This window comes from Stenotrophomonas sp. SKA14, from assembly GCF_000158575.1.
Taxonomy (GTDB): Bacteria; Pseudomonadota; Gammaproteobacteria; order Xanthomonadales; family Xanthomonadaceae; genus Stenotrophomonas; species Stenotrophomonas forensis.
Map to the genome: position 1 here is coordinate 4,420,249 of NZ_DS999412.1, position 26,704 is coordinate 4,446,952.

Sequence of the window (26,704 nt, forward strand, 5' to 3'; positions counted from 1 at the left end):
GCGGACATCGGCCGGATGGCCGTCCCGACCCTCATTCGCACGGAGAACACGCATGCGCAGCGGCAACCCGGCTCTTTCCGAGTCGACCTTCCTCGACCTCGCCAGCGGTTCGGTGATGACCAGCCCCGGCCAGGTGATGACCCTCAACGGCACCGCCAACAAGACCGGCATCCTGCTGCTGTTGACCGTGCTGACCGCAGCCTTTGCCTGGAACCAGTCCGTCAACGAGTACGGCGAGGTCATGGGCGCAGCCAAGCTGTATGCCATGGGCGGCGCGATCGGCGGGCTGGTGCTGGCACTGATCACCATCTTCAAGAAGGAATGGTCGCCGGTCACCGCGCCGATGTATGCGCTGGTCGAGGGCCTGTTCCTGGGCGCCGTGTCGGCGCTGTTCAACATGAAGTACCCGGGCATTGTGTTCCAGGCCGTGCTGTTGACCTTCGGCACCCTGGCTGCGCTGCTGATTGCGTACCGCAGCGGCGTGATCAAGGCCACCGAGAACTTCAAGATGGGCGTGGTCGCCGCCACCGGTGGCATCGCCCTGCTCTACCTGGCCTCGTTCGTACTGGGCTTCTTCAACATCAACGTCCCGGTGATCCACGACGCCAGCTGGCTGGGCATCGCCTTCAGCCTGTTCGTGGTGGTGGTGGCCGCGCTGAACCTGGTACTGGACTTCGACTTCATCGAAACCGGCGTGGCCCAGCGCGCGCCGAAGTACATGGAGTGGTATGGCGCATTCGGCCTGATGGTGACCCTGGTCTGGCTCTATGTGGAGTTCCTGCGCCTGCTGTCGAAGATCCAGCAGCGCTGAGCCCCACCAAGCCGTAAACGACAAAGGGCGCCCCAGTGGCGCCCTTTTCCTTTGACGCTTCAGCGCGCCAGCAGTGCTGGAAGCGAAGAGGCCAGCAACGCAATACCAGACGCGGTCAGCAGGCTCAGCACGACCTGGCGGAAGCGCATCTCGCTGATGCCGATGTAGACCCGCGCGCCCAGCAGCACTGGAATCAGCATGGCCGGTGCCACGATGGCGAAATACGGCAGCATCTGCCGGTTCACCAGGCCACTACCGACATAGGTGGCCATGGTCACCGCCAGCATCGCCAGGTTGAAGTTCTGGATCACCGCGCGCTGCTCATCCTTGCCAAAGCCACGCAGCGTGCTCCACAACGTCGGCACGGGTCCGGCGAAGCCACCGATACCACTGAGCACGCCACCGGCCATGCCGGCAATGGCGTCACCGAGGCGACCGCCGACGCGGATTGGCGGCAACGAGCGCGCCATCAGCATCACCGGGCACCACAGCGCCAGGAAGCCACCCAGCAACGCCTTGAACCACTCCATGTCCAGCTGTGGCAGCACCATCACGCCCAGCGGGATGCCCGCCAGGCCCCCCAGCACGAACGGCAGCAGCAGGCGCAGGTTGAATCCGCGACGCACGGTGAACACCGCGACCAGCTGGCCGACCAGCGCACCGAACACCGACAGCGTCGCCGCCAATCGCGGCTCCAGGCCCCACGCCCAGAACGACATCGCCACCATGCCGAAGGCGAAACCGGACAAGCCCTGTACGAATCCGGCGACAATCGCGCCGAGCGCGACCAGCAGATAGACCGACTCCATCACCACCTCGGTTGCGGTTGCACGGCTACCCCGCCGCGCCACTCTGCGCAGCGTAGTGCGCTGCGAGATGCTCGACCAGCGCACGCACCTTCGGCGCCAATGCGCGTGCATGCGGATACAGCGCGAAGTAGCGGCGCTGCCCGGCATGCCAGGCCGGCAGCACCCTGATCAAACGACCGGCGCGCAGGTCCTCCTGCACGGTCAGCGCAGTGAACAGGCTGATACCCATCCCCGCCAGCGCGGCGGCGTACAGCGCCGGCGTGGCATCCACGCGCAGGCGCTGCCCGGCCTCGATGCTCGCGGTGGCACCACGCGGCCCGTGCAGCTGCCAGGGCGGCATCGACGCGGTGGGACTGAAGCCCAGCAGCGCGTGCTGTTCCAGATCTGCCGCCTGCCGCGGCAGGCCATGGCGCGCCAGGTAGGCCGGTGCAGCCACCAGGATGCGCGGGCAGCTGGCCAGCTCGCGCGCAACCAGCTGGCTGTCGGGCAATGACGGTGCGATGCGCAGCGCAAGATCGAACCGCCCGCCCACCACATCGACCAGCTGATCATCGGCGGAAAGATCCAGCGCCACCTGCGGGTAGCGCTGCAGGAACGAGGGCAGCCAATGCGGCAGCTCCTGGCTGGCCACCACCTGCGGCACGCTGATGCGCACGGTGCCACTGGGTTGGGCCTGTCCGGCACGCGCCTGCTCATCCGCTTCCTGCAGGCGATCGAGCAATGATGCCGCCTCGCGGTAGTAGCCGCGTCCGGCCTCGGTCAATGACAAGCGGCGGCTGTTGCGGTCCAGCAGGCGTACCTGCAGATGTTCTTCCAGCTGCCGCAGCTGTCGCGACATCGCCGAGTGGGTGGTACCCAGGCGCTCGGCGGCCGCAGTGAAGCTGCCCGCATCGACGATGGCACGCAGCGCGCGCAGGGCGGCGAATTGATCCATCGGCGGGCGGCTCCGGTTGGCAGGACCCGCGATGTGCGGGCCCTGCCAGCTTATCAAGCGCCGTCGCCGGCCTTGCGCACCGGCAGCGCCAGAATCGCGTCAGTGGTCATGACATCGCCGAAAGTGTCCTCGATCTGGGCCAGTGCGGCTTCATGCAGCACGCGATGGCCGATGCGCTGGCCACCGGCCAGGTCCAGATCGCGACTGGCCGTTGCATCGGACGACACGATCACCCGGTAGCCACGCGGTGCCGCGGCGGCATCGCGGGCGGCGCCGGCCACGCAGGCATGGGTCTGCAGGCCGGTGACGATCAGGGTGTCGATGCCCGACTGCTTCAGCACCGTGTCGAGCACTGCAGCGGAGCCACCAGCGAACACGCTGACGTTGTCCTTCTGCACCACGGTCTCGCCGGCCCGCGGCTGCATGTCGCGATGGAAGGCGGCATTGACACTGCCCTGCGCGAACAGCGGCGCACCCGCCGGCAGCACATGCTGCACGTGGATGACGCGGATGCCGTTGGCATCGGCGAAGTCGATCAGGCGGCGGGTCTGGCGCAGCGCGACCACGCCCTCAGGGATGACCATGCGGCCACCTGCAAAGCCCGGCGCAGCCTTGGCATCGAAATATTCGTTCTGGAAGTCGATCACCAGCACGGCTGTCTTCGCCGCATCCAGCGAAGCGGCGACCGGCGCGCCAGCCATGTGGCGGATGGTGGGATGGGCAGGCTCGGCGGCGGCGACCGGGGCGGTGGCGGCCATGCCGATCAGGCTGGCCAGGCCGAAGGCGGTGAGGTTCATATGCGGATTCCTGTGCGATGGGTGTGGGGCACAGGATGCGGAGCGATTGACGCACGAACCAGCCAGGCAACAGCACACGATCTGTGCGGAAAACGCACAGCTGGGTCGTTCCGTCATCCACGCATGGCGTGGATCTACCCGTAAACGCAACGGGGCGCCCGAAGGCGCCCCGCTGTGGATTCAACCGAGGTCGACCAACCGCTTACAGGCGGCTGGCGATGGCCTGGGCAAAGCTCATGGTGGTACCGGTACCACCCAGGTCGCCGGTCAGCGAGTCCTTGGCTTCCATGGTGGCCACGATGGCCTTGCGCAGGCGCTCGGCGTTTTCCGGCTGACCGACGTGGTCCAGCATCTGCGCGGCTGCCAGCAGCAGTGCGCACGGATTGGCCTTGCCCTGGCCGGCGATGTCCGGTGCGGTGCCGTGCACGGCTTCGAAGATCGCCGCGTCCTTGCCGATGTTGGCACCCGGGGCCAGGCCCAGGCCGCCGACCAGACCGGCACACAGGTCCGAAATGATGTCGCCGAACAGGTTGGTGGTGACGATCACGTCGAACTGTTCCGGACGCATCACCAACTGCATGCAGCAGTTGTCGACGATCATTTCCTGGAACTCGATCTCCGGGTACTGCGCGGCCACTTCACGGGCGACGTTCAGGAACAGGCCCGAGGTCGACTTGATGATGTTGGCCTTGTGCACGGCGGTGACCTTCTTGCGGCCGGTGCTCCTGGCCAGCTCGAAGGCGTAGCGCACGATGCGCTCGGAGCCCTTGCGGGTGATGCGGGTGCCGGAGAAGGCGGTCTCGCCATCGGCCGACACTTCCTGGCCTTCGGCCAGGTACGCACCTTCGGTGTTCTCACGAACGGTGATCAGGTCGACGTTGTCGAAACGCGACTTGGTGTTCGGGAAGGTGTGGGCCGGACGCACGTTGGCGTACAGGTCGAAGTGGCGGCGCAGGCTGACGTTGATCGAGGTGAAGCCACCACCGACCGGGGTGGTCAGCGGACTCTTCAGCGCCACCTTGTTGCGCGCGATCGATTCCAGGGTCACCGCCGGCATCAGGTCGCCGTGCTTTTCCAGGGCCACCAGGCCGGCATCGGCGTCTTCGTACTCCAGGCCAGTCTTGAGCTGGTCGAGCACGAACAGGGTAGCGTCCATGATTTCCGGGCCAATGCCGTCGCCGCGGATGACCGTAATTTTCTGCGTCATTGATCGATGTTCCGAACAGGGGGAAAAACGCCGTCCGGACGTGCCCGGAAACGCCGGCGCAAAGGAAGTTTCACCGGCAATTATGCCTGAGCCGGGGCCGAGGTCCCAAATAGACCATGGTCCCAGTGCCCGGCTCAGGCAGAATTGCCCGCGCATCCCACCTTATCCCCGCGCCTGTCGGCGCGCCCCCTTGAACAACAAGGGGGCTCGTGGGCTGTTGGATCGCGGGGAAGGCCCCCCGCGCGCCCGGTAGTGCCGGCCGCTGGCCGGCAACTTCGGCCATGTCGGGTTCAGGCGATGCCGGCCAGGGCCGGCACTTCCTTCAGTGCTCGTGCGCTGCCGGGGCGGCGGCACCGCCCTCGAGCTGGTCGAGGAAATCGACCGCGCGGCGCAGGTGCGGGATCACGATCGAACCGCCGACCACCAGGCCGACAGAGAAGGTCTCGAAGAACTCCTCGCGGGTCACCCCAGCGTCCTTGCACTGGGCCACGTGGTAGCTGATGCAGTCGTCGCAGCGCAGCACCATCGAGGCCACCAGGCCCAGCAGCTCCTTGGTCTTCACGTCCAGCGCGCCGGCCTGGTAGGTCTGCGTGTCCAGCGCGAAGAAGCGGCGCACCACCTGGTTCGGTTCGCCCAGGATGCGCTCGTTCATGCGCTTGCGGAATTCGGTGAACTCGGCGATGCGGTCCTTGCTGCCGTCGTCGGCCGCGCTCATGCCTGGCCCTGCCCAGCCAGCAGCGGCTCGAGCTTGCCTTCACGGTGCAGGGCCATCATGTCGTCGTAACCGCCGACATGGACGTCGCCGACGAAAATCTGCGGCACGCTGGTGCGGCGGGTCAGCGCCATCATCTTCTCGCGCTCGGCCGGGTCCAGGTCGATGCGGACCTCGGTCCACTGCTGGCCCTTGCTCTTCAGGAAGTTCTTGGCGGCCACGCAGTACGGGCAGACGGCGGTGGAATAGATGGTGATGGCGGGGGCACCGCCGGCGGTCTGGGCTGTCACGGGAAACTCCACGATGGATCGACGGTCCATATATGGTACCGGTGCGCTGGAATTTCCACGCCACGGCCGCAACACTGTGGATTAACGAATGGTTGCCCCCTGCCCTGCCACGCTGGGCGCGCCCTGCCCGAGGACCTCCTGCTTGCGAGCCCTGCTGCTGACTACCGCCATCACCCTGGCCCTGGCCATGCCGCTGGCCCAGGCCCAGGAGAAGCTGCCCGACATCGGCTCCTCGGCCGGCGAGCTGCTGACCCCGGCGCGCCAGGCCGAGTACGGCGCGATGATGCTGCGCGAGCTGCGCAACTACGGCTATCTGCTGGACGACCCGCTGGTCAACGACTGGCTGCAGACCATGGGCACCCGGCTCGGCTCGAACAGCGACCAGCCGCGCCAGCCGTACACGTTCTTCGTGATGAAGGACCGCCAGATCAACGCCTTCGCCACGCTGGGCGGCTACATCGGGGTCAATGCCGGCCTGGTGCTGACCGCCGAGCGCGAAGACGAAGTGGCCGCGGTGCTGTCGCACGAAATCGCCCATGTCACCCAGCAGCACGTGCTGCGCGGCGTCGAGCGCGCCCAGCGTGACCAGATCCCGATCCTGCTGGGCATGCTGGCGGCGGTGGTGGCCGCGCAGGCCAGCAACAGCACGTCGTCGGGCAACGCAACCATGGCCGCGATCAGTTCGGGCATGGGCCTGATGCAGCAGCGGCAGATCAACTACACCCGGTCCAACGAGTCCGAGGCCGACCGCCTCGGCATCCGCACCCTGGCCCGCAGCGGCTACGACGTGGATGCGATGGCCGGCTTCTTCGAGCGGATGTCGGCGGCGATGCGTGGCAACGAAGGCGGCTACAGCGTGCCGGAGTTCCTGCGCACCCACCCGGTCAACATCACCCGCATCAGCGAGGCCAAGGCCCGCGCCGAGCAGATGAAGAAGGACACCGTACTTCTCACCACCAGCACCCCCAGCGGCGAACGCAGGGAGCGGGTGGACCCGGCCGACCCCAGCCTGGCCGAGCCGCTGCTGCGCGGCAACAACCCGCTGCTGCCCAGCAGCGTGCTGCGCATCCCGATGGGCCAGCTCAGCCGCGGTGCCAGCGGCGACTTCGACTGGGCACGCGAACGCCTGCGGGTGCTCAGCGCCGACTCCACCGCCGAACTGGAGCGCGAATACGCCGACATGGCCAAGCGCCAGAAGGATGGCCTGAACGACGCCCAGCGCTATGGCCAGGCCCTGGCGGTCATGCGCGGCGGCCGCACCGGTGCTGCACAGGCCCGGCAGACCCTGGCCACCCTGCTGCAGACCCGCCCGGACAACCTGTGGCTGGCGCTGGGGTTGGGCGAGGCCGAATCGCGCGCCGGCCAGGCCGCCCAGGCCAACAGCCGCTTCGAGCAGCTGCTGCGCGAGCACCCCAACAGCCGCCCGGTAGCCCTGACCTATGCCGAGATCCTGAACGAACAGGGCAGCCGCGAGGCCGGCCAGCGCGCGCAGGCCATGCTGCGGCCGCTGTTGTCGCAAAGCGGTAACGATCCGGTCTTCCAGCAGCGATACGCCCGCGCCAGCGAGCTGGCCGGTGACAGCGTGCGCGCCAGCGAGGCCTATGCCGAGGCCGCCTTCCTCAGTGGCCGCCCGGAGCAGTCGCTGATGCAGCTGCAGGCGCTCAAGCGCAACCCGGCGCTGGACTATGTCGGCCGGGCACGGGTGGATGCACGTATCGAGGCGATCACTCCCACCGTGCTGGAACTGCGCCGCCAGGGCGTGCAGGACCCGGACCTGGACCGCCGCTGAGCGCTGCATGACCGGCCGATGGCAATCCAGGCCGGTTCCGGCCAGGTAGTCACAAACATGTCATCAAACCGTAGTCTACTGGCACCACTCCAGTAACCGAGCCCTACGGTGTCCTCGTGCAGAAACGCATCCTGATCGTCGATGACGAGCCCGCGATCCGTGAAATGGTCGCCTTCGCCCTGCGCAAGGGCGATTACGAACCGGTCCACGCCGGCGATGCCCGCGAGGCGCAGACGGCCATCGCCGACCGAGTGCCCGACCTGATCCTGCTGGACTGGATGCTGCCCGGCACCAGCGGCCTGGATCTGGCCCGCCGCTGGCGCAAGGAAACGCTGACCCGCGAAGTGCCGATCATCATGCTGACCGCCCGCGGCGAAGAGAATGACCGCGTCGGTGGCCTTGAAGCCGGTGTCGACGACTACGTGGTCAAGCCGTTCTCGGCGCGCGAGCTGCTGGCCCGCATCCGTGCGGTGATGCGCCGCGCCCGCGAGGACGACGAGGATGGCAGCGTAGCGGTCGGCCCGATCCGCATCGATGGCGCCGCCCATCGCGTGTTCGCCAACGACCAGCCGGTGCCGATCGGCCCGACCGAATACCGCCTGCTGCACTTCTTCATGACCCACCCCGAGCGCGTCTACACCCGCGCCCAGCTGCTGGACCATGTCTGGGGCGGCAGCGTGTACGTGGAGGAGCGCACCATCGACGTGCACATCCGCCGCCTGCGCAAGACGCTGGAACCGTTCAACGCCGAGAACATGGTGCAGACCGTGCGCGGCGCCGGCTACCGCTTCTCTACCGCAACCTGAGTCTCGTCGTGCCGGCGCCGCGCACCCGCGGGTGCCGGTGCCGGCAACTCTGCTATAACCCTCGGTTCACCCCAGTGAACCGCCGCACCTCAACGACGAGATCGCAATGCCCCGCCACATCCGCTCTGCCTGGTTGAAGACCCTGGCCACCGTCGCCGCGGTACTGCTGTTCGCCGGACTGGTGGGGTGGTTCTCGGGCCATCTGTGGCTGTGCATCGCACTGGGCGCGCTGGCTACCCTGGCCTGGCATTACTGGCGCCTGCGCAGCGTGCTGCGCCGCCTGACCGCGCGCCAGCGCTGGGACACCGCCGACGAAGGCACCGGCGTCTGGAACGAACTGGACCGCCTGCTGTACCGCAACCAGGTGGAAATGCGCGTGCGCAAGCGCCGCCTGCTGGACATGCTGCGCAGTTATCGCGCTGCGGCCGCCGCACTGCCCGATGCGGTGGTGGTGCTGGACCGCAACAGCCAGCGCGTGCAGTGGTTCAACGAAGCAGCCACTGCCCTGCTTGGCCTGCACCACCCGGGTGACCTCGGCGAGGCGCTGGTCGAACGGCTGCAGCCGATGCCGCTGGCCCACTGGCTGGCCGGTGGCCGCAATGCCGAGCCGATCCTCGACGTGCCTTCGCCGGTCGATCCGGCGATCCGCCTCAACCTGCGCCTGATTCCCTATTCGTCGGATTACTGGCTGCTGATCGCCCGCGACGTCAGCAAGCTGCTGCGCCTGGAACAGGTCCGCCGCGACTTCGTGGCCAACGTTTCACACGAACTGCGTACGCCGCTCACCGTGGTCCATGGCTATCTGGACATGATGGACCCGGACGATTTCCCCGGCACCGGGCCGATGCTGGAGGAAATGCGCAAGCAGAGCCAGCGCATGGCCCAGCTGGTGGAAGACCTGCTGACCCTGTCGCGGCTGGAATCGCAGGAACACAGCGAGGACGAGACCGTGGCCATGCAGCCGATGCTGGCGACCCTGCGCCGCGAAGCCGAAGCACACAGCCAGGGCCGCCACCAGATCAGCATCGACGACCTGGCTGGCGTGGACCTGCAGGGCTCGACCAAGGAACTGCACAGCGCGTTTTCCAACCTGGTCACCAATGCGGTGCGCTACACCCCGGCCGGCGGCCGCATCGCCGTCGAGTTCCGCCGCGAAGGCGATGGCGCGGTGCTGGCGGTGCGCGATTCTGGCTACGGCATCCCGGCCACGCATCTGCCGCGCCTGACCGAACGTTTCTACCGCGTCTCCAGCAGCCGATCGCGCGAAAGCGGCGGCACCGGCCTGGGCCTGTCCATCGTCAAGCACATCCTCGGCCTGCACCACGCGCGGCTGGAGATTGAAAGCGAGGTCGGCAAGGGCTCGGTGTTCTCCTGCCATTTCGATGCCGACCACGTGCGCCCGCGCGAGTCCGCCCCCCTGACTTCCATCGAAGAATGACGCCATGAGCAGCCTCGGATCCCTCCCCCTCCCCGTGAGCCCGGACAACGATCCGCTGCGTGATCCGGCGCTCTACATCAACCGCGAACTGTCACAGCTGGATTTCAATTTCCGCGTGCTGGCGCAGGCCATGGACCCGCAGGTACCGCTGCTGGAGCGCCTGCGCTTCATGTGCATCTCCTGCACCAACCTCGATGAATTCTTCGAGATCCGCGCCGCTGCCGTGCGCCATGCGCAGGAGTTCGGCCTGCCGCCGGCGCCGGACGGCATGAGCCCGCAGACCATCCTCACCGCCATCCATGACCGCGCCGCCGAACTGGTGGACCAGCAGTACCGCTGCTGGAACCAGACCCTGCGCCCGGCGCTGGCGGAGGCCGGCATCGGCGTGCTCGGCCGCCACTCCTGGAACCACCGCCAGAAGCGCTGGCTGCGCGCGTACTTCCGCAACGAGATCATGCCGGTGCTGTCGCCGCTGGGCCTGGACCCGGTGCATCCGTTCCCGAAGATCCTCAACAAATCGCTGAACATCGTGGTGGTGCTGAAGGGCACCGATGCGTTCGGCCGCGCCGGCCACCTGGCCATCGTGCGCGCGCCACGCTCGCTGCCGCGCATCATCCAGCTGCCCGAAAAGCTTGGCGGCCCGCAGAACTTCGTGTTCCTGTCCTCGGTGCTGTCGACCTTCGTCGATGAACTGTTCCCGGGCATGGAAGTGCTGGGCGCCTACCAGTTCCGCGTCACCCGCAATTCCGAGCTGGTGGTGGACGAGGAAGAAGTGGAGAACCTGGCGCTGGCACTGCGTGACGAGCTGGTCGACCGCGGTTACCGGCCGGCGGTGCGTCTGGAGATCGCCCATGACATGCCGCGCGACATCGTGCGCACCCTGCTGCAGAATTTCGGCTTGACCGAAAATGCCGTGTACCGCATCGACGGTCCGGTCAATCTGAACCGCATCATCCAGCTGTACGACCTGATCGCGCAGCCGGACCTGAAGTACCCGTCGATGACCCCGCGCACGCTGCGCGACAGCGATGGCATCTTCGAGACCGTCGCGCGCCAGGACCTGCTGCTGCATCACCCCTTCGATGCCTTCACCGCGGTGCTGGACCTGATCCGGCAGGCGGCGGTGGATCCGAACGTGCTGGCGATCAAGCAGACCCTGTACCGCACCGGCAAGGATTCGCTGATCGTCGACGCGCTGATCCAGGCCGCGCGCAACGGCAAGGATGTGACCGTGGTGGTCGAGCTGCGTGCGCGCTTCGACGAAGAGGCCAACCTGGGCCTGGCTGATCGCCTGCAGGAAGCCGGCGTGCAGGTGGTGTACGGCGTGGTCGGCTACAAGACCCACGCCAAGATGCTGCTGATCGTTCGCCGCGAGGGCCGCAAGCTGCGCCGCTATGTGCACCTGGGCACCGGCAACTACCACAGCGGCACCGCCCGCGCGTACACCGACATCAGCCTGATCACCGCCGATGCGGACATCGGCAACGATGTGCACCTGCTGTTCCAGCAGCTGTCAGGCCTGGCGTCGAAGATGAAGCTCAAGCGCCTGCTGCAGTCGCCGTTCACCTTGCACACCGGCATCCTCGGCCGCATCGAGCGCGAAACGCGCATCGCCGCCGCGGGGCGTCCGGCGCGGATCATCGCCAAGATGAACGCACTGAACGAACCGCAGGTGGTGCGCGCGCTGTACGCCGCCTCGCAGGCCGGCGTGCAGATCGACCTGATCATCCGTGGCGCCTGTACCCTGCGCCCGGGCGTGCCGGGTGTCTCGGACAACATCCGCGTGCGCTCGATCGTCGGTCGATTCCTTGAACACAGCCGCGTCTACTGGTTCGGCAACGATGGTGCGCCGGAAATGTACTGTGCCAGCGCGGACTGGCTTGAGCGCAACCTGCTGCGCCGGGTCGAGACCTGCTTCCCGATCCTTGATCCGGAACTGGCCAAGCGGGTGTACCGCGAGGTGCTGCAGAACTACCTGGATGACAACCTCAATGCCTGGGAACTGGACGCCGAGGGCATTTACCACAAACGTGCCCCGGCCCACGACGAAGCCCCGCATTCGGCACAGATGGCGTTGATGCAGGGGCTGTAACCCGGTGTGTCGACCAAGGTCGACACCCACCAACAGCAGCAGAAATCTGTCGAAGGCGGGGTGGGTCCGGTTGAGGGGGTGTGAGCGGCATGGATGCCGCGACCAAGCCCCCAAGGACGGGTTTACGGCGTCCCCCTCAACCGGACCCACCCCGCCATCCCACGGATAGCCCGCTTTTGCTTCGGCTGTTGCCGTTGCTCTGGCCTCTGCAGGTGCAGGGCGCAGCCCTGCCGCACTCCCCCCTACAAAATGTGAAGGCCACGCGGTGACGAGCACACCGCCCCTTCGGCTAACATTCGTCCATGCCGCATACCACCACGACTCCGCCCGCATTGCAGGATGGCGACCTGCTGGCCGCCATCGACCTTGGCTCCAATAGTTTCCACATGGTCATCGCGCGCTACACGCTCGGCCAGCTGCGGGTGATCGACCGCCTGCGCGAGACGGTGCGGATGGCCGACGGGCTGGATGGCAAAGGCGGACTCTCCGCGGCGGCCCGCCAACGCGCGCTGGAGTGCCTGGCCCGCTTCGGCCAGCGCATCCGCAACGTGCCGCCACACCGGGTACGCGCACTGGCCACCAACACCGTGCGCCAGCTGCGCTCGCCGCAGTCGTTCCTGGTCCCGGCCGAGACCGCTTTGGGGCACGCCATCGAAGTGGTCAGCGGTCGCGAAGAAGCGCGCCTGATCTACCTCGGTGTCGCCCATGCACAACCGCCCAAGCCGGGCGAGCGCCGGCTGGTGATCGACATCGGCGGCGGTTCCACCGAGTTCATCATCGGCATGGGCATGCAGACCCTGGAGCGCGAAAGCCTGCAGGCCGGCTGCATCGCCAGCACCCGCCGATTCTTCCCGGGCGGCAAGCTGAGCAAGAAGCGCTGGAAGGACGCGCTGGCCGAGATCGGCCGCGAGTTCCAGCCCTTCGCCAGCAAATACCGCGCGCTGGGCTGGCAGGAAGCATTGGGTTCTTCAGGTACGCACAAGGCGATCAGCGAAATCTGCGCGACGATGAAGCTGAGCAAGGGCGCGATCACCGTCGAAGCCCTGCCACAGCTGCGCGACGAACTGCTGAAAGCCAAGAAGATCGACGACATCCAGTTGCCCGGCCTGTCCAGCGACCGGCGCCCGATCATCGCCGGCGGCATCCTGGTGCTGGAAGCGGCCTTCCAGGCCCTGGGCCTGCAGAAGCTGCTGGTCAGCAAGGCGGCGATGCGCGAAGGCATCCTGTATGACATCGTCGGCCGTGCCGGCGAGAACGATCTGCGTGACGAGTCGGTGGCTGCGCTCAGCCAGCGCTATGGCATCGACATGGCGCAGGCCGACCGCGTGCAGGAGACCGCACTGTCACTGCTGGAGCAGGTGCAGGAGCACTGGAAACTGGATGCCGACGATGCCCGCATGCTGGGCTGGGCCGCACGCCTGCATGAGCTGGGCCTGATGATCGCGCACAGCGGCTACCACGTGCACGGCAGCTACGTGCTGGAACACTCGGACATCGCCGGTTTCTCGCGGCAGGAACAGCAGATGCTGGCCGCGCTGGTACGCAGCCACCGCCGCAGCATCACCAAGACCGCCTTCGATGCCCTTCCCGAGCGCCTGCTGCTGACCGCACGCCGGCTGGCCGCCCTGCTGCGCCTGGCGGTGCTGCTCAACCGCGCGCACGAGGACGCCCCGCTGCCAGCCCTGGAACTGACCGCCGACGACAACCGGCTGTCGCTGATCGTGCCACAGGCGTTCATCGATGCCCGCCCGTTGCTGCGCGCCGACCTGATCGGCGAGACCGACGGCATCGCTGGCCTGGGCATCCAGTTCCGTCCGTTCGTGGCCTGACTCGCCCGGAACGACGCCCGTCACGCGCGCCAATTCGCGCTGCGCCGCAACATCGCACCCTTGGGTGCGACGGGCACTTGCGTCGCAAGTTCCGGTTTTTCCTCACATATCCATCACGCCGATGACATGGGAGGAAATATTTCGACATAGACTCTTTACAACCTCTTAACTATCGAGACTAGTATCGGAACACCGGCGCAGTTCGGCTGGGCCATTGGATGCCTTCCTTGGGTATCTCCGTACGTCTTTGAGAGAGAGAGAACGTAATGACTTCACGTACCGTGTTGGGCAAGGCGATTGCCCACGCCCTGGTGACGACCACCGCCCTGGCCGCCGTGCCGGCGTTCGCCCAGGATGCCGGCAGCGCCTCGCCGACCAATCTGGATCGCATCGAGATCACCGGTTCGCGCATCCGCCAGGTCGATGTGGAAACCGCCCAGCCGGTGCTGGCGCTGACCCGCGTCGAGATCGAACGCCAGGGCTTCAGCTCGGTGGCCGACATCCTGCAGAACGTCACCGCGATGGGCAGCCCGGCCATCAGCCGCGCCAATGCGCTGAGCTCGGGCGAAAACACCGGCGGCACCTACATCGACATGCGCAACCTGGGCGCACAGCGCACGCTGGTGCTGGTCAACGGCAAGCGCCTGGGCATCAGCACCTCGGGCCTGCAGGACGTGTCCTCGCTGCCGGTGTCGGCGGTGGAGCGCATCGAAGTGCTGAAGGATGGCGCTTCGGCCATCTACGGTTCCGACGCGATGGCCGGCGTGGTCAACATCATCACCCGTTCCAACGTCAACGGCGTAACCGCAAACGTCTACCACGGCCAGTACAGCGAAGGCGACGGCGCCCGTGACCGCTTCGACGTGGTCGGCGGCTGGAGCAATGACCGCGTGTCGCTGACCCTGGCACTGGAACACTCCGAAGAGAAGAGCGTCTGGGCCAGGGACCGCTGGTTCAGCAAGTACGGCGTGAGCGACCGCCACCCGAACGATCCCTCCAACTGGACCACGCTGAGCCAGTGGGGCCAGTTCACCGGCCTGAAGGGTGGCCCGGGCTGCACCAACATCAAGGACGGCTGCGGATACTCGCTCAACCGCGGCGCTGACCCGACCAACCCGGCCAACTACCACCTGACCGACGCGACCCCGTTCACCGGCGACGTCAGCAACGCCAACGAGCAGATGCACGTGATGTATCCGCTCAAGCGTGATTCGGTGTACTTCGACGGCCGCTTCAAGATCACCGATCAGGTCAACCTGCGCACCGAATTCGGCTACAACAAGCGTTCGGCCGAGCGCCAGATCGCAGGCTACCCCCTGCAGTCCAGCTCGGTGTCGATCTCCGGTGACCCGACCGCCACCGGCATGATGTCCAAGGACAGCTACTTCAACCCGTTCGGCAGCCAGCACGGCTATGCCCGGCCGACCGACATCGCGTGGAACCGCCGTACCTGGGAAATCCCGCGTGTAAGCACCAGCGAACTGAAGACCTACCGTGCGGTCGTGTCGCTGGATGGCACCTTCGAGATCGGCCAGCGCTACTTCGACTGGGACGTGGGCTACCAGTACAACCGCAACGAGCTGACCGCCACCGCCACCGGCAACCTGCACAAGAAGCGCGTGCGTGACGCCGTGGGTCCGTCGTTCCTGGATCCGGCCACCGGCAAGGTGATGTGCGGCCGTCCGGGCGCGGTGATCGACGGCTGCATGCCGTGGAATCCGCTGGTGCCGTATGGCAAGACCGATCCCAACGGACTGACCGGCAATGAAGCCCTGATGGCCTGGCTGTTCCCGGCCGAGCACACCACCGGCCGGACCACCACCAAGAACGCGTTCGCCAATCTGTCCGGCAGCATCCTGACCCTGCCGGCCGGCGACCTGGGCTTCGCTTTCGGCGTGGAAAGCCGCAAGGAAGACGGGCGCTACACCCCCGATGCCCTGGCCCAGACCGGCGCCACCACCAACCTGGCCGCGGGCCCGACCGGTGGCAGCTACAACGTGAAGGAAGCCTACCTGGAGCTCAGCGTGCCGGTGCTGGCCGACCTGCCCGGTGCGCGTGAGCTGAGCTTCAGCGCCGCCACCCGCTATTCCAAGTACAACACCTTCGGCAACACGCTCAACAGCAAGTTCGGTTTCAAGTGGAAGCCGATCGACCAGCTGCTGGTCCGCGGTACCTGGGCCGAAGGCTTCCGCGCACCGACCATCAACGACCTGTACGGTGGCGGTTCGGAAACCTTCGCACAGTTCAGCGATCCGTGTGACACCGTGTTCGGTTCGGCCAAGGGCAGCGCCGAAGTCCGTTCGCGCTGTGCACGTGACATCGCCGACGCCGCCAACTTCCGCCAGCTGAAGCAGGGCAACGTCCCGGTGACCACCGCGCAGGATGCGACCCCGACGCCGTTCGTGTCCGGTTCCAATCCGCTGCTGGTTCCGGAAACCTCGACCAGCAAGACGCTGGGCCTGGTGTGGAGCCCGACCTTCATCAGCAACTTCAACGTCGCGCTGGACTGGTGGAAGATCCGTATCGACAACACCATCGTCAGTGACAGCCCGAACCAGATCCTGAAGGATTGCTACGAGCAGGGCATCGAAGCACGCTGCAGCCGCTTCACCCGCGACCCGTCCAACGGCATCGTCACCGGCCTGAAGTTCGGCAACCGCAACGCCGGCTTCGCCGAGACCGAAGGTTACGACCTGGATGTCAGCTACCGCGTCGACACCAGCTACGGCAAGCTGAGCGCAGGCTGGACCAGCACCTATGTGAGCAAGAACGTCTATCGCTCCACCAATGACGTCCGCGATGCGATCACGCCGATCAACGGCGTTGCCAACACCATCGGCACCGCCACCAGCCTCGCCTTCCGCGTGCGCTCGAACCTGGTGCTGGGCTGGGATGTGGGTGACTTCGGCGTCAGCTGGACGGCGCGCTACTACTCCGGCGTGAAGGAGCGCTGCGCCAATGCCACCCGGTACCCGGACGAATGCTCCGATCCGACCTTCCTGGCGCCGTGGCTGAAGGCGCCGACCGCCTACAACGAGCGCGGTGCAGTGACCTTCCACGATGTGCAGTTCCGCTACAACCTGCCGTGGGACGCCACCGTGTCGGTGGGCGCCAACAACGTGTTCGGCAAGGAAGGCCCGGTGATGTACAGCAAGCCGAACTCGTCGTTCTCCTACTACGGTGGCTACGACATCGGACGCTTCATGTACATGAAGTACCAGCAGCGCTTCTGATCCATCGCGCTGTCATCTGCAACAGGAACCACGGCCCCTCGGGGCCGTGGTTTTTTCTTGCCCACGGTGGCCGGCAGCTGCGTCATCTGGCGGTCGCAAAGCCGTCATGTCCACTACATCGCCATGGCCGAGCATGCCGGAAACCCGGAGGCCCGCCATGCGCTATGCCATCGTCACCGAGACCTATCCGCCGGAAGTGAACGGCGTTGCCCTCACCGTGCAGGGCCTGGAGCAGGGACTGCGTGATTCCGGGCATGAAATCGACCTGGTCCGGCCACGCCAGGCCAGCGAAGCACTGGACTCGGCACCGGGCACCCTGCTGGTGCCGGGCGCCGCGCTGCCCCGCTACCCCGGCCTGCGCTTCGGCCTGCCAGCGCCGATCCGGCTGGGCCGCCATTGGCAGCAACAGCGTCCAGACGCCGTCTACGTCGCTACCGAAGGCCCGCTGGGCTGGTCTGCGCTGCGTACCGCACGCCGCCTCGGCATACCGGTCGCCAGTGGCTTCCACACGCGCTTCGACGAGTACCTGCCCGACTACGGCGTGGCCTGGCTGCAGGCCGCCGCGATGCGCTGGATGCGTCGCTTCCACAATCAGGCCGATGCCACCCTGGTGCCCACCCGCGAGCTGCAGCAGTTCCTTGGCGAACAGGGTTTCGAGCGTGTGCGCCTGCTGGCACGCGCGGTCGACAGCCAGCAGTTCGATCCGGGCAGGCGCGACCCGGCACTGCGCGAGGAATGGGGCGTGGACGGCAACGGCCTGGTGGCGATCTACGTTGGCCGCATCGCCGCGGAAAAGAACCTTGGCCTGGCGGTAAAAGCGTTCCGCAAGCTGCAGCAGATCCGCCCGAAGGCACGCTTCGTGTGGGTGGGCGATGGTCCTGCACGCGAAAAGCTGGCGCACGAAAATCCCGACTTCATCTTCTGCGGCATCCAGCGTGGCGATGCGCTTGCACGGCATTTCGCCAGCGGTGACCTGTTCCTGTTCCCCAGCCGCAGCGAGACCTTCGGCAACGTGACTCTGGAAAGCATGGCCAGCGGTGTAGCCACCGTGGCCTTCGATTATGGCGCCGCGCGCGAGTACCTGCGCAACGGCGAGAATGGCGCAGCAGTGGACAATGATGAGCAGTTCGTCGAGGCCGCCGTGCGGCTGGCGGCCGATGATGCGCAACGCCACGTGCTGGGCAGCAACGCCGCGCGCGCGATGAAGCGCCTGCATCCACAACAGGTGGTCGCGGAATTCGATGCCCTGCTGGCCGAACTGGCCCACTCGCGGAGGAGCGGCCATGCGCACCACGCGGCTTGAGCTGCTGGCTGACCGCGAAGCACGCCTGTGCAGGCGCGCCAACCATTACTGCCGGCGTCGTCGCGTGCGTCGCCTGTTCTCGGTCATCAGCCGGCTCGGCGATGGCGTGTTCTGGTACGTGCTGATGGGCGCGCTGGTGCTGCTGGATGGCTTCGATGGCCTGCGCGCGTCGGTGCACATGGCGGCCACCGGGCTGGCCGCGCTGCTGCTGTACAAGGGCCTCAAGCGCTGGACCCGGCGCCCGCGCCCGTATGCGGCCGACCTGCGCATCCGCGCCTGGGTGGCGCCGCTGGACGAGTTCAGCTTCCCCTCCGGCCACACCCTGCACGCGGTGTCGTTCACCATTGTGGCGCTGGCCTACTACCCGTGGCTGGCGCCGCTGCTGGTGCCGTTCACCGCTGGCGTTGCGCTGTCGCGGGTGGTGCTCGGCCTGCATTACCCCAGCGACGTGCTGGCCGCGACGGGCATCGCAGTGCTGCTGGCGTCGGCCAGCCTGGCCTGGCTGCCGCTGCCGGTGTGACGGCCGCCGCCGGGCATGGCCCGGCGCTACCGTCATCGTGGATGGCCTAGAATGCAGGCATGACCACGCTGTTCATTTCCGACCTGCACCTGGACCCCAGCCGTCCGGAGATCACCGACCTGTTCCTGCGCTTCCTGCGCGAGCAGGCGCCCGGCGCTGATGCCCTGTACATCCTCGGCGACCTGTTCGAAGCCTGGATCGGCGACGACACGCCCTCGCCTGCCGCCGACGCGGTGGCCGATGCGCTGAAGGTGCTGTCCGACAGCGGCGTGCCGGTGTACTTCATCCGCGGCAACCGTGATTTCCTGCTCGGCGAGGACTACGCACGCCGTGCCGGCCTGCGCATCCTGCCCGACCCGTGCATGATCGAGCTGTACGGCCGCCCGGTGCTGCTGCAGCACGGTGACCTGCTGTGCACCGATGACATTCCCTACCAGCAGTTCCGTGCGCAGACGCGCGACCCGGCGTTCCAGGCGCAGTTCCTGTCACAGCCGCTGGCGGCACGCATCGCTTTCGCACAGAAGGCCCGCGACGCCAGCCAGGCGCGCCAGTCCGAGATGAAGCAGGACGACCGTGCGCAGTTCGAGTCGGTGACCGACGTGGCCCCTGCCGAAGTCGAGGCCACCTTCGTCCGCCACGGGGTGGACACCATGATCCATGGCCATACCCACCGCCCGGCAATCCACACGCTGCAGGCCGGTGGACGCGGCTGCACCCGCATCGTTCTGGGCGACTGGTATGAACAGGGTTCGGTGCTGCGCGTGGATGCCAGCGGCTGGTCGCTGGATACCCTCGCGCGCGGCTGATGGATCGCAGGTTGCCAACCAAGGTTGGCATCTACCGGAGCAGGTAAACGCGCCCGGGTAGACGCCGACCTTGGTCGGCGCCTGGACTCAGCGGAAGGCCGCGATGGTGGCCTTGGTGTTGACCAGCACGCGCTGGTTGTCGGCGGTGCTGGCATTGCCCATCGGGATGCCGTTGTAGCTGATGTTGGGGTTGGACCAGTAGTTCAGGCGCGGGCAGCTGCGGGTACAGTTGTAGGCCATGATCGTGCGCCAGCCGGTGCCGGTGGCCGGCTCGTAGCGGTAGCCATGGCCATAGGCATAGGGCGAGGTGCTCGAGTCGGTGGCGATGTCATGCCGCGCACTCTGCAGATGGCCGATCTCGTGCGCGAACGAGTAGTAGCCGGTCGCGCAATCCCAGTACACCGCCGCGAACGCAGTCGATGCCGTCGAGCCGATACCCGAGGCCAGGCCGCAGTAGGCGGTGTTGTTGATCAGCAGCACGCCCACATCGGCGGCGGTGGAGTTGCGACTGGTATGGATGCTGTCCATGTAGCCATCGCTGGTGCCACGGAAGCGCGCCAGGTCGGTATCGAAGCTGCCCGACTCGGTGTAGCTGGTGGTCTCGTAACCGGCCAGCTGCATGGTGATGCCGACGTTGCTGTTGACGTAGCCCTGGTTGGACTCGGCCACCGCCAGCTGCACCAGTGACTGCATGTTGCCGCCGTAGGCAGCCACCGCGGCATTGGTCGCCACCACCAGCACACGGATCGTCGCGGGGCTACCGGACGAGGCCTGCGCGATGCCGATGCGATCGCTTTCGCCCATCGGGATCTTCGGCAGCTGGTTGTAGTCAGCCGGATGGTCGGCCGGCATCCGCGACTCATCCACTTCCACCAGCACATGGCGGTTACCCAGCGGACGCAGCCGGTACAGCTTGCCGTCCTTGCGGATGGAACCGGTGATGGTGTTGCCCGAGCGCACCAGGATCAGCGAGTTGCCGGGATCGTCCTGTCCGTTGGAGGTCGCCGCGGTCAGCTTGTCCGAAGGCGAGCGGAACTGGCCGTACCAGATGCTGCCACCATCGGGCAGCGCCTCAAGTTTGCTGCGCACCGCCTGTACGCGCTGGCCAAGCAACTCGAATTCCAGTTGCGGCTGCGCAGTGGCCGCTGCGTCGACCCGGACTTCCTGCACCGTCGCAGTGGACGGGGTGGCCAGCAGCTTGCCCAGCGCGGGCTCACTGTTTGCCGATGCCCGGCTGATGACCGTCACCGGCTCGAACAACGGTGCCGCATGCGCGGCCGCTGCCACCGACAAACCCAACACCAGGCCACCTGCCGCTTTGCCAATCGATCTGGACAACATTGCGTCGCTCCTTGAATGATGTGAACAGCGTTGATGCAGCACGCCCGGGTTTGCCGGGTCTGGCCATATGGCCTGCGCGGGTCGTGTGAATTCAATAGTTGATGCGAATGAAAATCAGGAATTGTGATCAACCGCATCTGCGTTCAGTCAGGTCAAAAGCGTCACTACACATCGCAAATACACATTTTTCGCGCTACTTTGACGCGGCCACGACGAGGAATGCACATGGCACGATCGCAGGACACGGACGAAGATGTCGGCTTGCTGCGGATCGGCCTGTTCTTCGATGGCACCCGCAACAACGCACACAACCTGGCCCGTGGTCGCCCGCAGCAGCCGCATCCGCGCCCGGTGCAGCTGCGCGCGGATGATGATTCGACCTACCAGAGCCGGCTGACCAGCAGCTACGACAACGGTGAGACCAACATCGCCCGGCTGCAGCAGCTGTATCCGGACAGCCGCCGCGATGCCGTGGCCACGCCCTCGCTGTCGATCTATGTGGAAGGGGTCGGCACCCGCGATGATGCCGACGACGACCTGATCGGACTGGCCTTCGGCATCGGTGCCAGCGGCGTGCGAGCGAAGGTGCAGCGCGCGCTGCAGGTGCTGCTGCCGGCTGCGCTTGCCGGGCTGGCCGCGCGCTGGCGACAACCACTGCGCCGCGTGCAGCTGGATCTGTTCGGCTTTTCGCGGGGCGCTGCCGCGGCGCGTGATATCGCCAACCAGCTGCAGGGCTGGGACGGTTCACGCTGGCGCCAGCTGCTGCAGGGGGCGGGCCTGGCCTGTGCCGCCGACTTCGCCCCCGCGGTGCCGGTCGTGCGCTTCATCGGCCTGTTCGACACCGTGGTCGCGGTCAGCGGCGGCCGTGCCGACGAGCAACCACGTCTCGCCCTGCACAGCGGTATCGCCGGGCATGTGGTGCAGCTCACTGCACGCGACGAACATCGCCAGCATTACCCGCTGACCAGCGTCGCGCCACCGTTCACCGAGATCGCCCTGCCCGGGGTGCATGCCAACATCGGTGGCGGTTACAACCAGCTTGAGGAAGGCCCCAAGCTGCTCAGCCGACCACGGCGGCAGCAGCTGCGTCGCCCCGCTGTTGCTGACTACCAGATACCGCCACTGGCGATGCTGCGGGCCACCACCGCCTACGCTGAAACGCAGGCCGATGCGGAGCGCTGGCGGCAGCAGCTGGGCGTCGGCGACAAGGAAATCTGGGTGGATGTCTGGCATCAATGGCAGCAGCAGCGCCGGGCCGGCAGCCGCAGCGTACTGTTGTCACCCGTGCTGTACGTCACCGCCGCGGTGGTGCTGCGCAGGCGCATTGACTGGCGCTACCAGCTGATCGCCCTGCAGGTGATGCAGCAGCATGCCATCGATGCCGGCGTGCAATGGCGTGCGCTTGCCGCCGGGGTCCAGGGCTGGGAACTTCCATCCGCCCTGCAGCCGATCGCGCGTCGCCTGGTGGCCGGGCAGGCACTGACCCAGACCCAGGAAGCGCTGCTGCGCCGTCGCTACCTGATGCAGTCGGCACACTGGAATTTCGATGCCCTGGGCGATACCGCACTGACCTACGCCGCCGACGCCGGCGTCAGCGAGCTGCCGTATCGACCGGGGCCCGGACTGTTCTACATCAACCGGCCGACCGTGGATGGCAAGCGCGTGATGCTGCCGAACGCATGAAAAAGGGGACGGAGGGAATCAAGTCGTTTGTGCCGCAAACGACTTGATTCCCTCCGTCCCCTTTTTCTCAGCCAGCCTGCTCGACCAGGTTGGCGAGCTCGTCGGCATCGAAGCCGGCCAGCAGGCGTGCTTCGATGTTGAACGGACCATGCAGGTAGCCGCCGGCGTACTCCAGCAGCAGCTCCTTGAAACGCGCGCGCGGCTCGACACCGGCGCGGTCGCAGTACCAGCGGTACCAGCGCGATCCGGCTGCGACATGCGCGACTTCCTCGCGCAGGATCACTTCCAGCACATCGGCAGTTTCGCCATCGCCGACATTACGCAGCTTTTCGATCATGCCCGGGGTCACGTCCAGTCCGCGCGCTTCCAGCACGCGCGGCACCAGCGCCATGCGTGCCAGGCCGTCGTGCGCGGTCTTCTCGCACATTTCCCACAGGCCGTTGTGCGCGGGGAAGTCCGCGTAGTCATGACCGTGCACCTGCAGACGCCCGCGCAGCAGCATGAAGTGCCGCGATTCGTCGTCGGCACAACTGACCCAGTCGGCGTGGAACGCCGGTGGCAGACCACGGAAGCGATACACCGCATCCCAGGCCAGGTCGATCGCGTTGAGTTCGATATGGGCGATGGCATGGATGAAGGCGGCCCGCCCTTCCACGCCACCCAGTCCGCGCCGCGGCACTTCGCGCGGATGCACCAGCACCAGCTGCGCCGGCCGACCCGGCATGCGGATCGGCTCCGGCGGCGGTGCATCAGCGGCCACCTTCAGGCGGCCGGCACGGAACGCGGCAGCGTAGGCCTGGGTCAGCGCGACCTTGCGCAGCGGATCGGCTTCGGCCAGGCAGCGCTGCGCGGCGCGCAGCAGATCGCCTCCAACGTCGGGCACGTCCATCACGCCTGGACCTCAGGCGCGGCGCTTGTGCTTGGCGTCGTCCGAACGCAGCTGCTGGATGCGCTCGAAATAGCCCGGTTCGATGCCGGTCGGGTAATGACCGTTGAAGCAGGACGAATCGAAGTTGCGCAGCGCCGGGTTGCCTTCGCTCACCGCCGCTTCCATGTCTTCCAGATCCTGGTAGATCAGCCAGTCGCAGCCCAGGTGGGCTTCGATTTCTTCCACCGTGCGGTTGTGCGCGACCAGTTCTTCAGCGGCCGGCATGTCGATGCCGTAGATGTTCGGGAAGCGCACCGGCGGTGCGGCGCTGGCCAGGTAGACCTTGCGTGCACCCGCATCGCGGGCCATCTGCACGATCTGCTGGCTGGTGGTGCCGCGCACGATCGAGTCGTCCACCAGCAGCACCACGCGGTTGCGGAACTCCAGGTGGATCGGGTTGAGCTTGCGACGCACCGACTTCACCCGCTCGCCCTGCCCCGGCATGATGAAGGTACGGCCGATGTAGCGGTTCTTGATGAAGCCTTCGCGGTACTTCACCCCGAGCACGTTGGAGATCTCCAGCGCGGCATCGCGCGAGGTATCCGGGATCGGGATGATGGTGTCGATGTCGTGGTCCGGGCGCAGGCGCAGGATCTTCTCGCCCAGCTTGATGCCCATGCGCATGCGCGCCTTGTGCACCGAAACGTTGTCGATCATCGAATCCGGACGAGCGAAATACACGTACTCGAAGATGCACGGGGTGTGCTCGGCCGGCTCGGCACAGATTTCCGAGAACAGCTCGCCGCGCGCGGTGATCACCAGCGCTTCGCCCGGCTGCACGTCGCGCACGCGCTGGAAGCCCAGCACGTCCAGCGCCGCCGACTCGGAGGCGACGATGTATTCATCGCCCTCGGCGTGGCTGCGCTTGCCCAGCACCAGCGGGCGGATGCCATGCGGGTCGCGGAAGGCGACCAGGCCCAGGCCGAGCACCACGCTGACCACCGCGTAGCCGCCCTTGCAGCGGCGGTGCACGCCGGCCACTGCGCGGATCGCGGCTTCCGGGCTGAGCTGGCGCTGCGCATCCAGTTCGAACGCGAACACGTTCAGCAGCACTTCGCTGTCCGAATCGGTGTTGACGTTGCGGCGGTCCTGCTCGAATACCTGCTGGCGCAGCGCCTCGGTATTGATCAGGTTGCCGTTGTGGGCCAGCGCGATGCCGTAGGGCGAGTTGACGTAGAACGGCTGTGCCTCGTCCATGCCTTCCGAACCGGCGGTGGGGTAGCGCACATGCGCGATGCCGACACTGCCTTCCAGGGTCGACATGGTGCGCGCATCGAACACATCGCGGACCAGGCCGGTGGCCTTCTGCACGCGCAGGCGGCTGCCACTGGCGGTGGCGATACCCGCCGCGTCCTGGCCACGGTGCTGGAGGACGGTCAAGCCGTCATACAACTGCCCGGCGACGTTCTGGTTGCCGACGATTCCGACGATGCCACACATGGTGCGAGGTCTCCGCTGGGCTGTGCCCAGTTACAGGGAAGGTGGCCGTACCTGGCCTGGGGGGGCGCCCGCAGCAGGCGCGGGCCGCGCCGGACGCGCAGGCGCCGGCTCGATGTTGCTGGGCAGTGTGGGGGCCGGCCGGGGCTCCCGCTCCACGTCCACGGGCTGCGGCCATCCGCCACCCGCCACTACCGCGTTGAGGACACCATTATCGCCTGTCGCCGTCGGCTTGCCCAACACCTGCGGTGTAGATGGGGCATTCTCAGCCAGGGGCAAGGGCAGCTGCACAGGCAACAGGCCGTCCAGTGGCAGGGCCTGCGGCAACAGTTCGTCCAGTTGCGGCAGCTGGGCCTGCATCCAGGCCACGGCGGGCTGCAGCACGGGCCGCAGCTGCGACTGCTGCCAGGCTGGTTCGCCCGGCAGCGCCGTGAAACCGGCCAGCAGCAACAGGACACTGGACAGGAACAGCCCGCGGACCAGGCCCAGGGTACCGCCGAGCAGGCGGTCGACGCCGCCGAGCAGGGTCAGCTTGATGGCGGCCTTCAGCAGCAGGCCGATCAGCCCCACCACCACGACGGTCACAACGAACACGCCCAGGTATCCGGCCAGATAGTGGCCGGTACCCGGTGGCTGGGGGGCCGCCCACCAGTGCGAGGCTTGGTTGCCGAAGGTGAAGGCCATCCAGCCGGCCAGCAACCATGACACCAGCGCGACCACCGTGCCGACAAAGCCGCGGATGAAACCGAACAGTACGGAGGCGCCGATCAGCACGCCCAGCACGATATCGATCACGCCGCCCGCTCCTGCCGGTGGCTGCAGCGGGCGACGCGCGCGGTCACGGGTGCGGTCGGACCATGCCGGCCACGCCCACCTTGGCGGCGACCTGGGCCTTGAGCTGCTCCGCATCGGCGCGGTTGGCCACCGGCCCGACGCGGACGCGGTGCAGGGTGCCCTTTTCGGTGCGCACCTGCTCGACGAAGGCACTGAAGCCGGCAGCGCGGACCTTGTCGCGCAGCGCGTTGGCATCGTTGGCCTGGCCGAACGCACCCAGCTGCACGGCAAAGCCGACGCCGCTGGCAGCAGGTGCCGCCGGTGTGGCCGGGGCTGTCGCCGGCTTGCTGGCCGTCGCCTCGGGCTTCGGCTCGGGCTTGGCTTCCGGCTTCGCCGCCTCGGGCTTCGGCGCCGGCTTCGGCGGTTCCGGCTTGGCTGCCGGAGTCGTGGTGGCGGTCGGCGTGCTCGGCGGCAGGCTTTCGCTGCGCACCGGGTTGCCATTGGCCGACGGCGCAGTGGCTGCGGACGGTGTGCTGGCGCTGGGTGCAGCCGGGGCCGGGGTCGCGGCGACCGCAGCACTGTTGGCCGCAGGCGCATCCAGGGCAATGACTTCGGCCTTGACGTCGGCGCGGATCTTCACCGCCTGCAGGCGTGCCGCCTCGGCCTGGGCGCGGTCCGCATACGGCCCGACGCGCACGCGCCACGCCTGGCGGCCGTTGATGGTGGCCGCCTCGGCGAAGCCCGGCAGCTGCGAGCGCTTCAGGTAGGCAATCACCGCATCGGCGTCGGCCTTGCTGCCGTAGGCACCGAAGGTAACCGCATAGTTGCCGGCGGCAACCGCCGGCGAGGTGTCCACGGTCGGCGGCGACGCGGGCGTCGCAGCCTCCGGCACTGGCCTGGCCTGGCCGGTCTGCAGCCCGGTGGCGCCGCCTGCCGGAGCGACCAAGGGCAGCTCACGGGTTTCAAACTGGCCGTCGGCCGGCGCATTGGGCGCGGCGATCGGCACATTGGCGACACCACTGTCAGGTGCCGGTCCCTTGACCAGCATCGGCAGGAAAATCACGGCCAGCGCCACCAGCACGATGGCACCAATCAGACGCTGTTTCAGAGGCGTATCCACGTGAGGCGGGCAACTGTCCGGAGGTTGCGGTCGATTATACGGGTG

The 26,704-nt window shown here is 67.0% G+C and carries 22 protein-coding genes; 11 read left to right on the forward strand and 11 right to left on the reverse strand.

The genetic code is table 11. The features are described 5' to 3' along the window. Positions 1-52 precede the first annotated feature (52 nt). Positions 53-811: a Bax inhibitor-1/YccA family protein gene (locus tag SSKA14_RS20275; RefSeq protein WP_008265103.1), complete on the forward strand. Its 759-nt coding sequence runs from the start codon at positions 53-55 to the stop codon at positions 809-811. A gap of 59 nt (positions 812-870) precedes the next feature. Here SSKA14_RS20275 and SSKA14_RS20280 read toward each other — a convergent pair whose 3' ends face one another. The 6 genes from SSKA14_RS20280 to grxC all read right to left on the reverse strand — a co-directional run bounded on the left by SSKA14_RS20280 (position 871) and on the right by grxC (position 5,560). Then, entirely contained in the window at positions 871-1,620 is a 750-nt protein-coding gene (locus SSKA14_RS20280; RefSeq protein ID WP_040008748.1) for a sulfite exporter TauE/SafE family protein, read from the reverse strand. A 25-nt stretch (positions 1,621-1,645) separates the two neighbouring features. Next, a complete protein-coding gene (locus SSKA14_RS20285) occupies positions 1,646-2,554 on the reverse strand; it encodes a LysR family transcriptional regulator (RefSeq protein WP_008265006.1) in 909 nt (302 codons plus the stop codon). Positions 2,555-2,607: 53 nt separating this feature from the next. Continuing rightward, positions 2,608-3,351, reverse strand: coding sequence for a cysteine hydrolase (locus SSKA14_RS20290; RefSeq protein ID WP_008266005.1), 744 nt, complete (start codon positions 3,349-3,351; stop codon positions 2,608-2,610). Between the two features lie 202 nt (positions 3,352-3,553). Further along, a complete protein-coding gene (locus tag SSKA14_RS20295; protein WP_008265786.1) occupies positions 3,554-4,558 on the reverse strand; it encodes an isocitrate dehydrogenase in 1,005 nt (334 codons plus the stop codon). Positions 4,559-4,880: 322 nt separating this feature from the next. After that, entirely contained in the window at positions 4,881-5,273 is a 393-nt protein-coding gene (locus SSKA14_RS20300) for a carboxymuconolactone decarboxylase family protein (protein ID WP_004154542.1), read from the reverse strand. Further along, complete coding sequence (gene grxC / locus SSKA14_RS20305; RefSeq protein WP_004154541.1) at positions 5,270-5,560, reverse strand: glutaredoxin 3; 291 nt, start codon at positions 5,558-5,560, stop codon at positions 5,270-5,272. The genes SSKA14_RS20300 and grxC overlap by 4 nt, the downstream gene beginning before the upstream one ends. 88 nt (positions 5,561-5,648) lie before the next feature. Here grxC and SSKA14_RS20310 point away from each other — a divergent pair, with 88 nt between their 5' ends. From SSKA14_RS20310 to lpxH, 9 genes are all read left to right on the forward strand, one after another. Then, positions 5,649-7,349, forward strand: coding sequence for a M48 family metalloprotease (locus SSKA14_RS20310; protein WP_198283616.1), 1,701 nt, complete (start codon positions 5,649-5,651; stop codon positions 7,347-7,349). Positions 7,350-7,465: 116 nt separating this feature from the next. Further along, positions 7,466-8,155: a phosphate regulon transcriptional regulator PhoB gene (phoB, locus tag SSKA14_RS20315; protein ID WP_005408258.1), complete on the forward strand. Its 690-nt coding sequence runs from the start codon at positions 7,466-7,468 to the stop codon at positions 8,153-8,155. A 106-nt stretch (positions 8,156-8,261) separates the two neighbouring features. Further along, positions 8,262-9,593, forward strand: a complete 1,332-nt coding sequence (gene phoR / locus SSKA14_RS20320; protein ID WP_008267063.1) for a phosphate regulon sensor histidine kinase PhoR — start codon at positions 8,262-8,264, stop codon at positions 9,591-9,593. A gap of 4 nt (positions 9,594-9,597) precedes the next feature. Further along, on the forward strand, positions 9,598-11,685 hold the full coding sequence (ppk1, locus tag SSKA14_RS20325; protein WP_040008752.1) for a polyphosphate kinase 1: 2,088 nt from the start codon (positions 9,598-9,600) through the stop codon (positions 11,683-11,685). Between the two features lie 302 nt (positions 11,686-11,987). After that, complete coding sequence (ppx, locus tag SSKA14_RS20330) at positions 11,988-13,514, forward strand: exopolyphosphatase (RefSeq protein ID WP_008266653.1); 1,527 nt, start codon at positions 11,988-11,990, stop codon at positions 13,512-13,514. A gap of 266 nt (positions 13,515-13,780) precedes the next feature. Then, complete coding sequence (locus SSKA14_RS20335) at positions 13,781-16,747, forward strand: TonB-dependent receptor (protein WP_008265250.1); 2,967 nt, start codon at positions 13,781-13,783, stop codon at positions 16,745-16,747. A gap of 157 nt (positions 16,748-16,904) precedes the next feature. After that, a complete protein-coding gene (locus SSKA14_RS20340; RefSeq protein WP_008267772.1) occupies positions 16,905-18,050 on the forward strand; it encodes a glycosyltransferase family 1 protein in 1,146 nt (381 codons plus the stop codon). Further along, positions 18,031-18,570: a phosphatase PAP2 family protein gene (locus tag SSKA14_RS20345; protein WP_004154533.1), complete on the forward strand. Its 540-nt coding sequence runs from the start codon at positions 18,031-18,033 to the stop codon at positions 18,568-18,570. Before SSKA14_RS20340 ends, SSKA14_RS20345 begins: the two co-directional genes overlap by 20 nt. A 59-nt stretch (positions 18,571-18,629) precedes the next feature. Further along, positions 18,630-19,376, forward strand: coding sequence for a UDP-2,3-diacylglucosamine diphosphatase (gene lpxH / locus SSKA14_RS20350; RefSeq protein WP_008267240.1), 747 nt, complete (start codon positions 18,630-18,632; stop codon positions 19,374-19,376). Positions 19,377-19,463: 87 nt separating this feature from the next. On the opposite strand, the gene SSKA14_RS20355 is transcribed toward lpxH, so the two are convergent. Next, a complete protein-coding gene (locus tag SSKA14_RS20355; RefSeq protein ID WP_008265356.1) occupies positions 19,464-20,717 on the reverse strand; it encodes a M12 family metallo-peptidase in 1,254 nt (417 codons plus the stop codon). 225 nt (positions 20,718-20,942) lie between these two features. Between SSKA14_RS20355 and SSKA14_RS20360 the strand changes: the two genes are divergently transcribed. Next, positions 20,943-22,400, forward strand: coding sequence for a DUF2235 domain-containing protein (locus SSKA14_RS20360; RefSeq protein WP_040008755.1), 1,458 nt, complete (start codon positions 20,943-20,945; stop codon positions 22,398-22,400). Positions 22,401-22,467: 67 nt separating this feature from the next. On the opposite strand, the gene SSKA14_RS20365 is transcribed toward SSKA14_RS20360, so the two are convergent. The 4 genes from SSKA14_RS20365 to SSKA14_RS20380 are packed head-to-tail and all read right to left on the reverse strand — an operon-like array spanning position 22,468 to position 26,659. Next, a complete protein-coding gene (locus SSKA14_RS20365) occupies positions 22,468-23,289 on the reverse strand; it encodes a ferritin-like domain-containing protein (protein ID WP_004154530.1) in 822 nt (273 codons plus the stop codon). A 12-nt stretch (positions 23,290-23,301) separates the two neighbouring features. Continuing rightward, entirely contained in the window at positions 23,302-24,768 is a 1,467-nt protein-coding gene (gene purF, locus SSKA14_RS20370; protein ID WP_008265108.1) for an amidophosphoribosyltransferase, read from the reverse strand. A gap of 30 nt (positions 24,769-24,798) precedes the next feature. Then, entirely contained in the window at positions 24,799-25,560 is a 762-nt protein-coding gene (locus SSKA14_RS20375; RefSeq protein ID WP_008268644.1) for a CvpA family protein, read from the reverse strand. A gap of 43 nt (positions 25,561-25,603) precedes the next feature. After that, on the reverse strand, positions 25,604-26,659 hold the full coding sequence (locus SSKA14_RS20380) for an SPOR domain-containing protein (protein ID WP_008268477.1): 1,056 nt from the start codon (positions 26,657-26,659) through the stop codon (positions 25,604-25,606). Positions 26,660-26,704 lie beyond the last annotated feature (45 nt).

Excerpts from the sequence above, each read along its gene's own strand:
- SSKA14_RS20275 (WP_008265103.1), top strand. The coding sequence starts at position 53 with ATGCGCAGCGGCAACCCGGCTCTTTCCGAGTCGACCTTCCTCGACCTC.
- SSKA14_RS20280 (WP_040008748.1), bottom strand. The coding sequence starts at position 1,620 with ATGGAGTCGGTCTATCTGCTGGTCGCGCTCGGCGCGATTGTCGCCGGA.
- SSKA14_RS20285 (WP_008265006.1), bottom strand. The coding sequence starts at position 2,554 with ATGGATCAATTCGCCGCCCTGCGCGCGCTGCGTGCCATCGTCGATGCG.
- SSKA14_RS20290 (WP_008266005.1), bottom strand. The coding sequence starts at position 3,351 with ATGAACCTCACCGCCTTCGGCCTGGCCAGCCTGATCGGCATGGCCGCC.
- SSKA14_RS20295 (WP_008265786.1), bottom strand. The coding sequence starts at position 4,558 with ATGACGCAGAAAATTACGGTCATCCGCGGCGACGGCATTGGCCCGGAA.
- SSKA14_RS20300 (WP_004154542.1), bottom strand. The coding sequence starts at position 5,273 with ATGAGCGCGGCCGACGACGGCAGCAAGGACCGCATCGCCGAGTTCACC.
- SSKA14_RS20310 (WP_198283616.1), top strand. The coding sequence starts at position 5,649 with ATGGTTGCCCCCTGCCCTGCCACGCTGGGCGCGCCCTGCCCGAGGACC.
- phoR (WP_008267063.1), top strand. The coding sequence starts at position 8,262 with ATGCCCCGCCACATCCGCTCTGCCTGGTTGAAGACCCTGGCCACCGTC.
- ppk1 (WP_040008752.1), top strand. The coding sequence starts at position 9,598 with ATGAGCAGCCTCGGATCCCTCCCCCTCCCCGTGAGCCCGGACAACGAT.
- ppx (WP_008266653.1), top strand. The coding sequence starts at position 11,988 with ATGCCGCATACCACCACGACTCCGCCCGCATTGCAGGATGGCGACCTG.
- SSKA14_RS20335 (WP_008265250.1), top strand. The coding sequence starts at position 13,781 with ATGACTTCACGTACCGTGTTGGGCAAGGCGATTGCCCACGCCCTGGTG.
- SSKA14_RS20340 (WP_008267772.1), top strand. The coding sequence starts at position 16,905 with ATGCGCTATGCCATCGTCACCGAGACCTATCCGCCGGAAGTGAACGGC.
- SSKA14_RS20345 (WP_004154533.1), top strand. The coding sequence starts at position 18,031 with ATGCGCACCACGCGGCTTGAGCTGCTGGCTGACCGCGAAGCACGCCTG.
- lpxH (WP_008267240.1), top strand. The coding sequence starts at position 18,630 with ATGACCACGCTGTTCATTTCCGACCTGCACCTGGACCCCAGCCGTCCG.
- SSKA14_RS20355 (WP_008265356.1), bottom strand. The coding sequence starts at position 20,717 with ATGTTGTCCAGATCGATTGGCAAAGCGGCAGGTGGCCTGGTGTTGGGT.
- SSKA14_RS20360 (WP_040008755.1), top strand. The coding sequence starts at position 20,943 with ATGGCACGATCGCAGGACACGGACGAAGATGTCGGCTTGCTGCGGATC.
- SSKA14_RS20365 (WP_004154530.1), bottom strand. The coding sequence starts at position 23,289 with ATGGACGTGCCCGACGTTGGAGGCGATCTGCTGCGCGCCGCGCAGCGC.
- purF (WP_008265108.1), bottom strand. The coding sequence starts at position 24,768 with ATGTGTGGCATCGTCGGAATCGTCGGCAACCAGAACGTCGCCGGGCAG.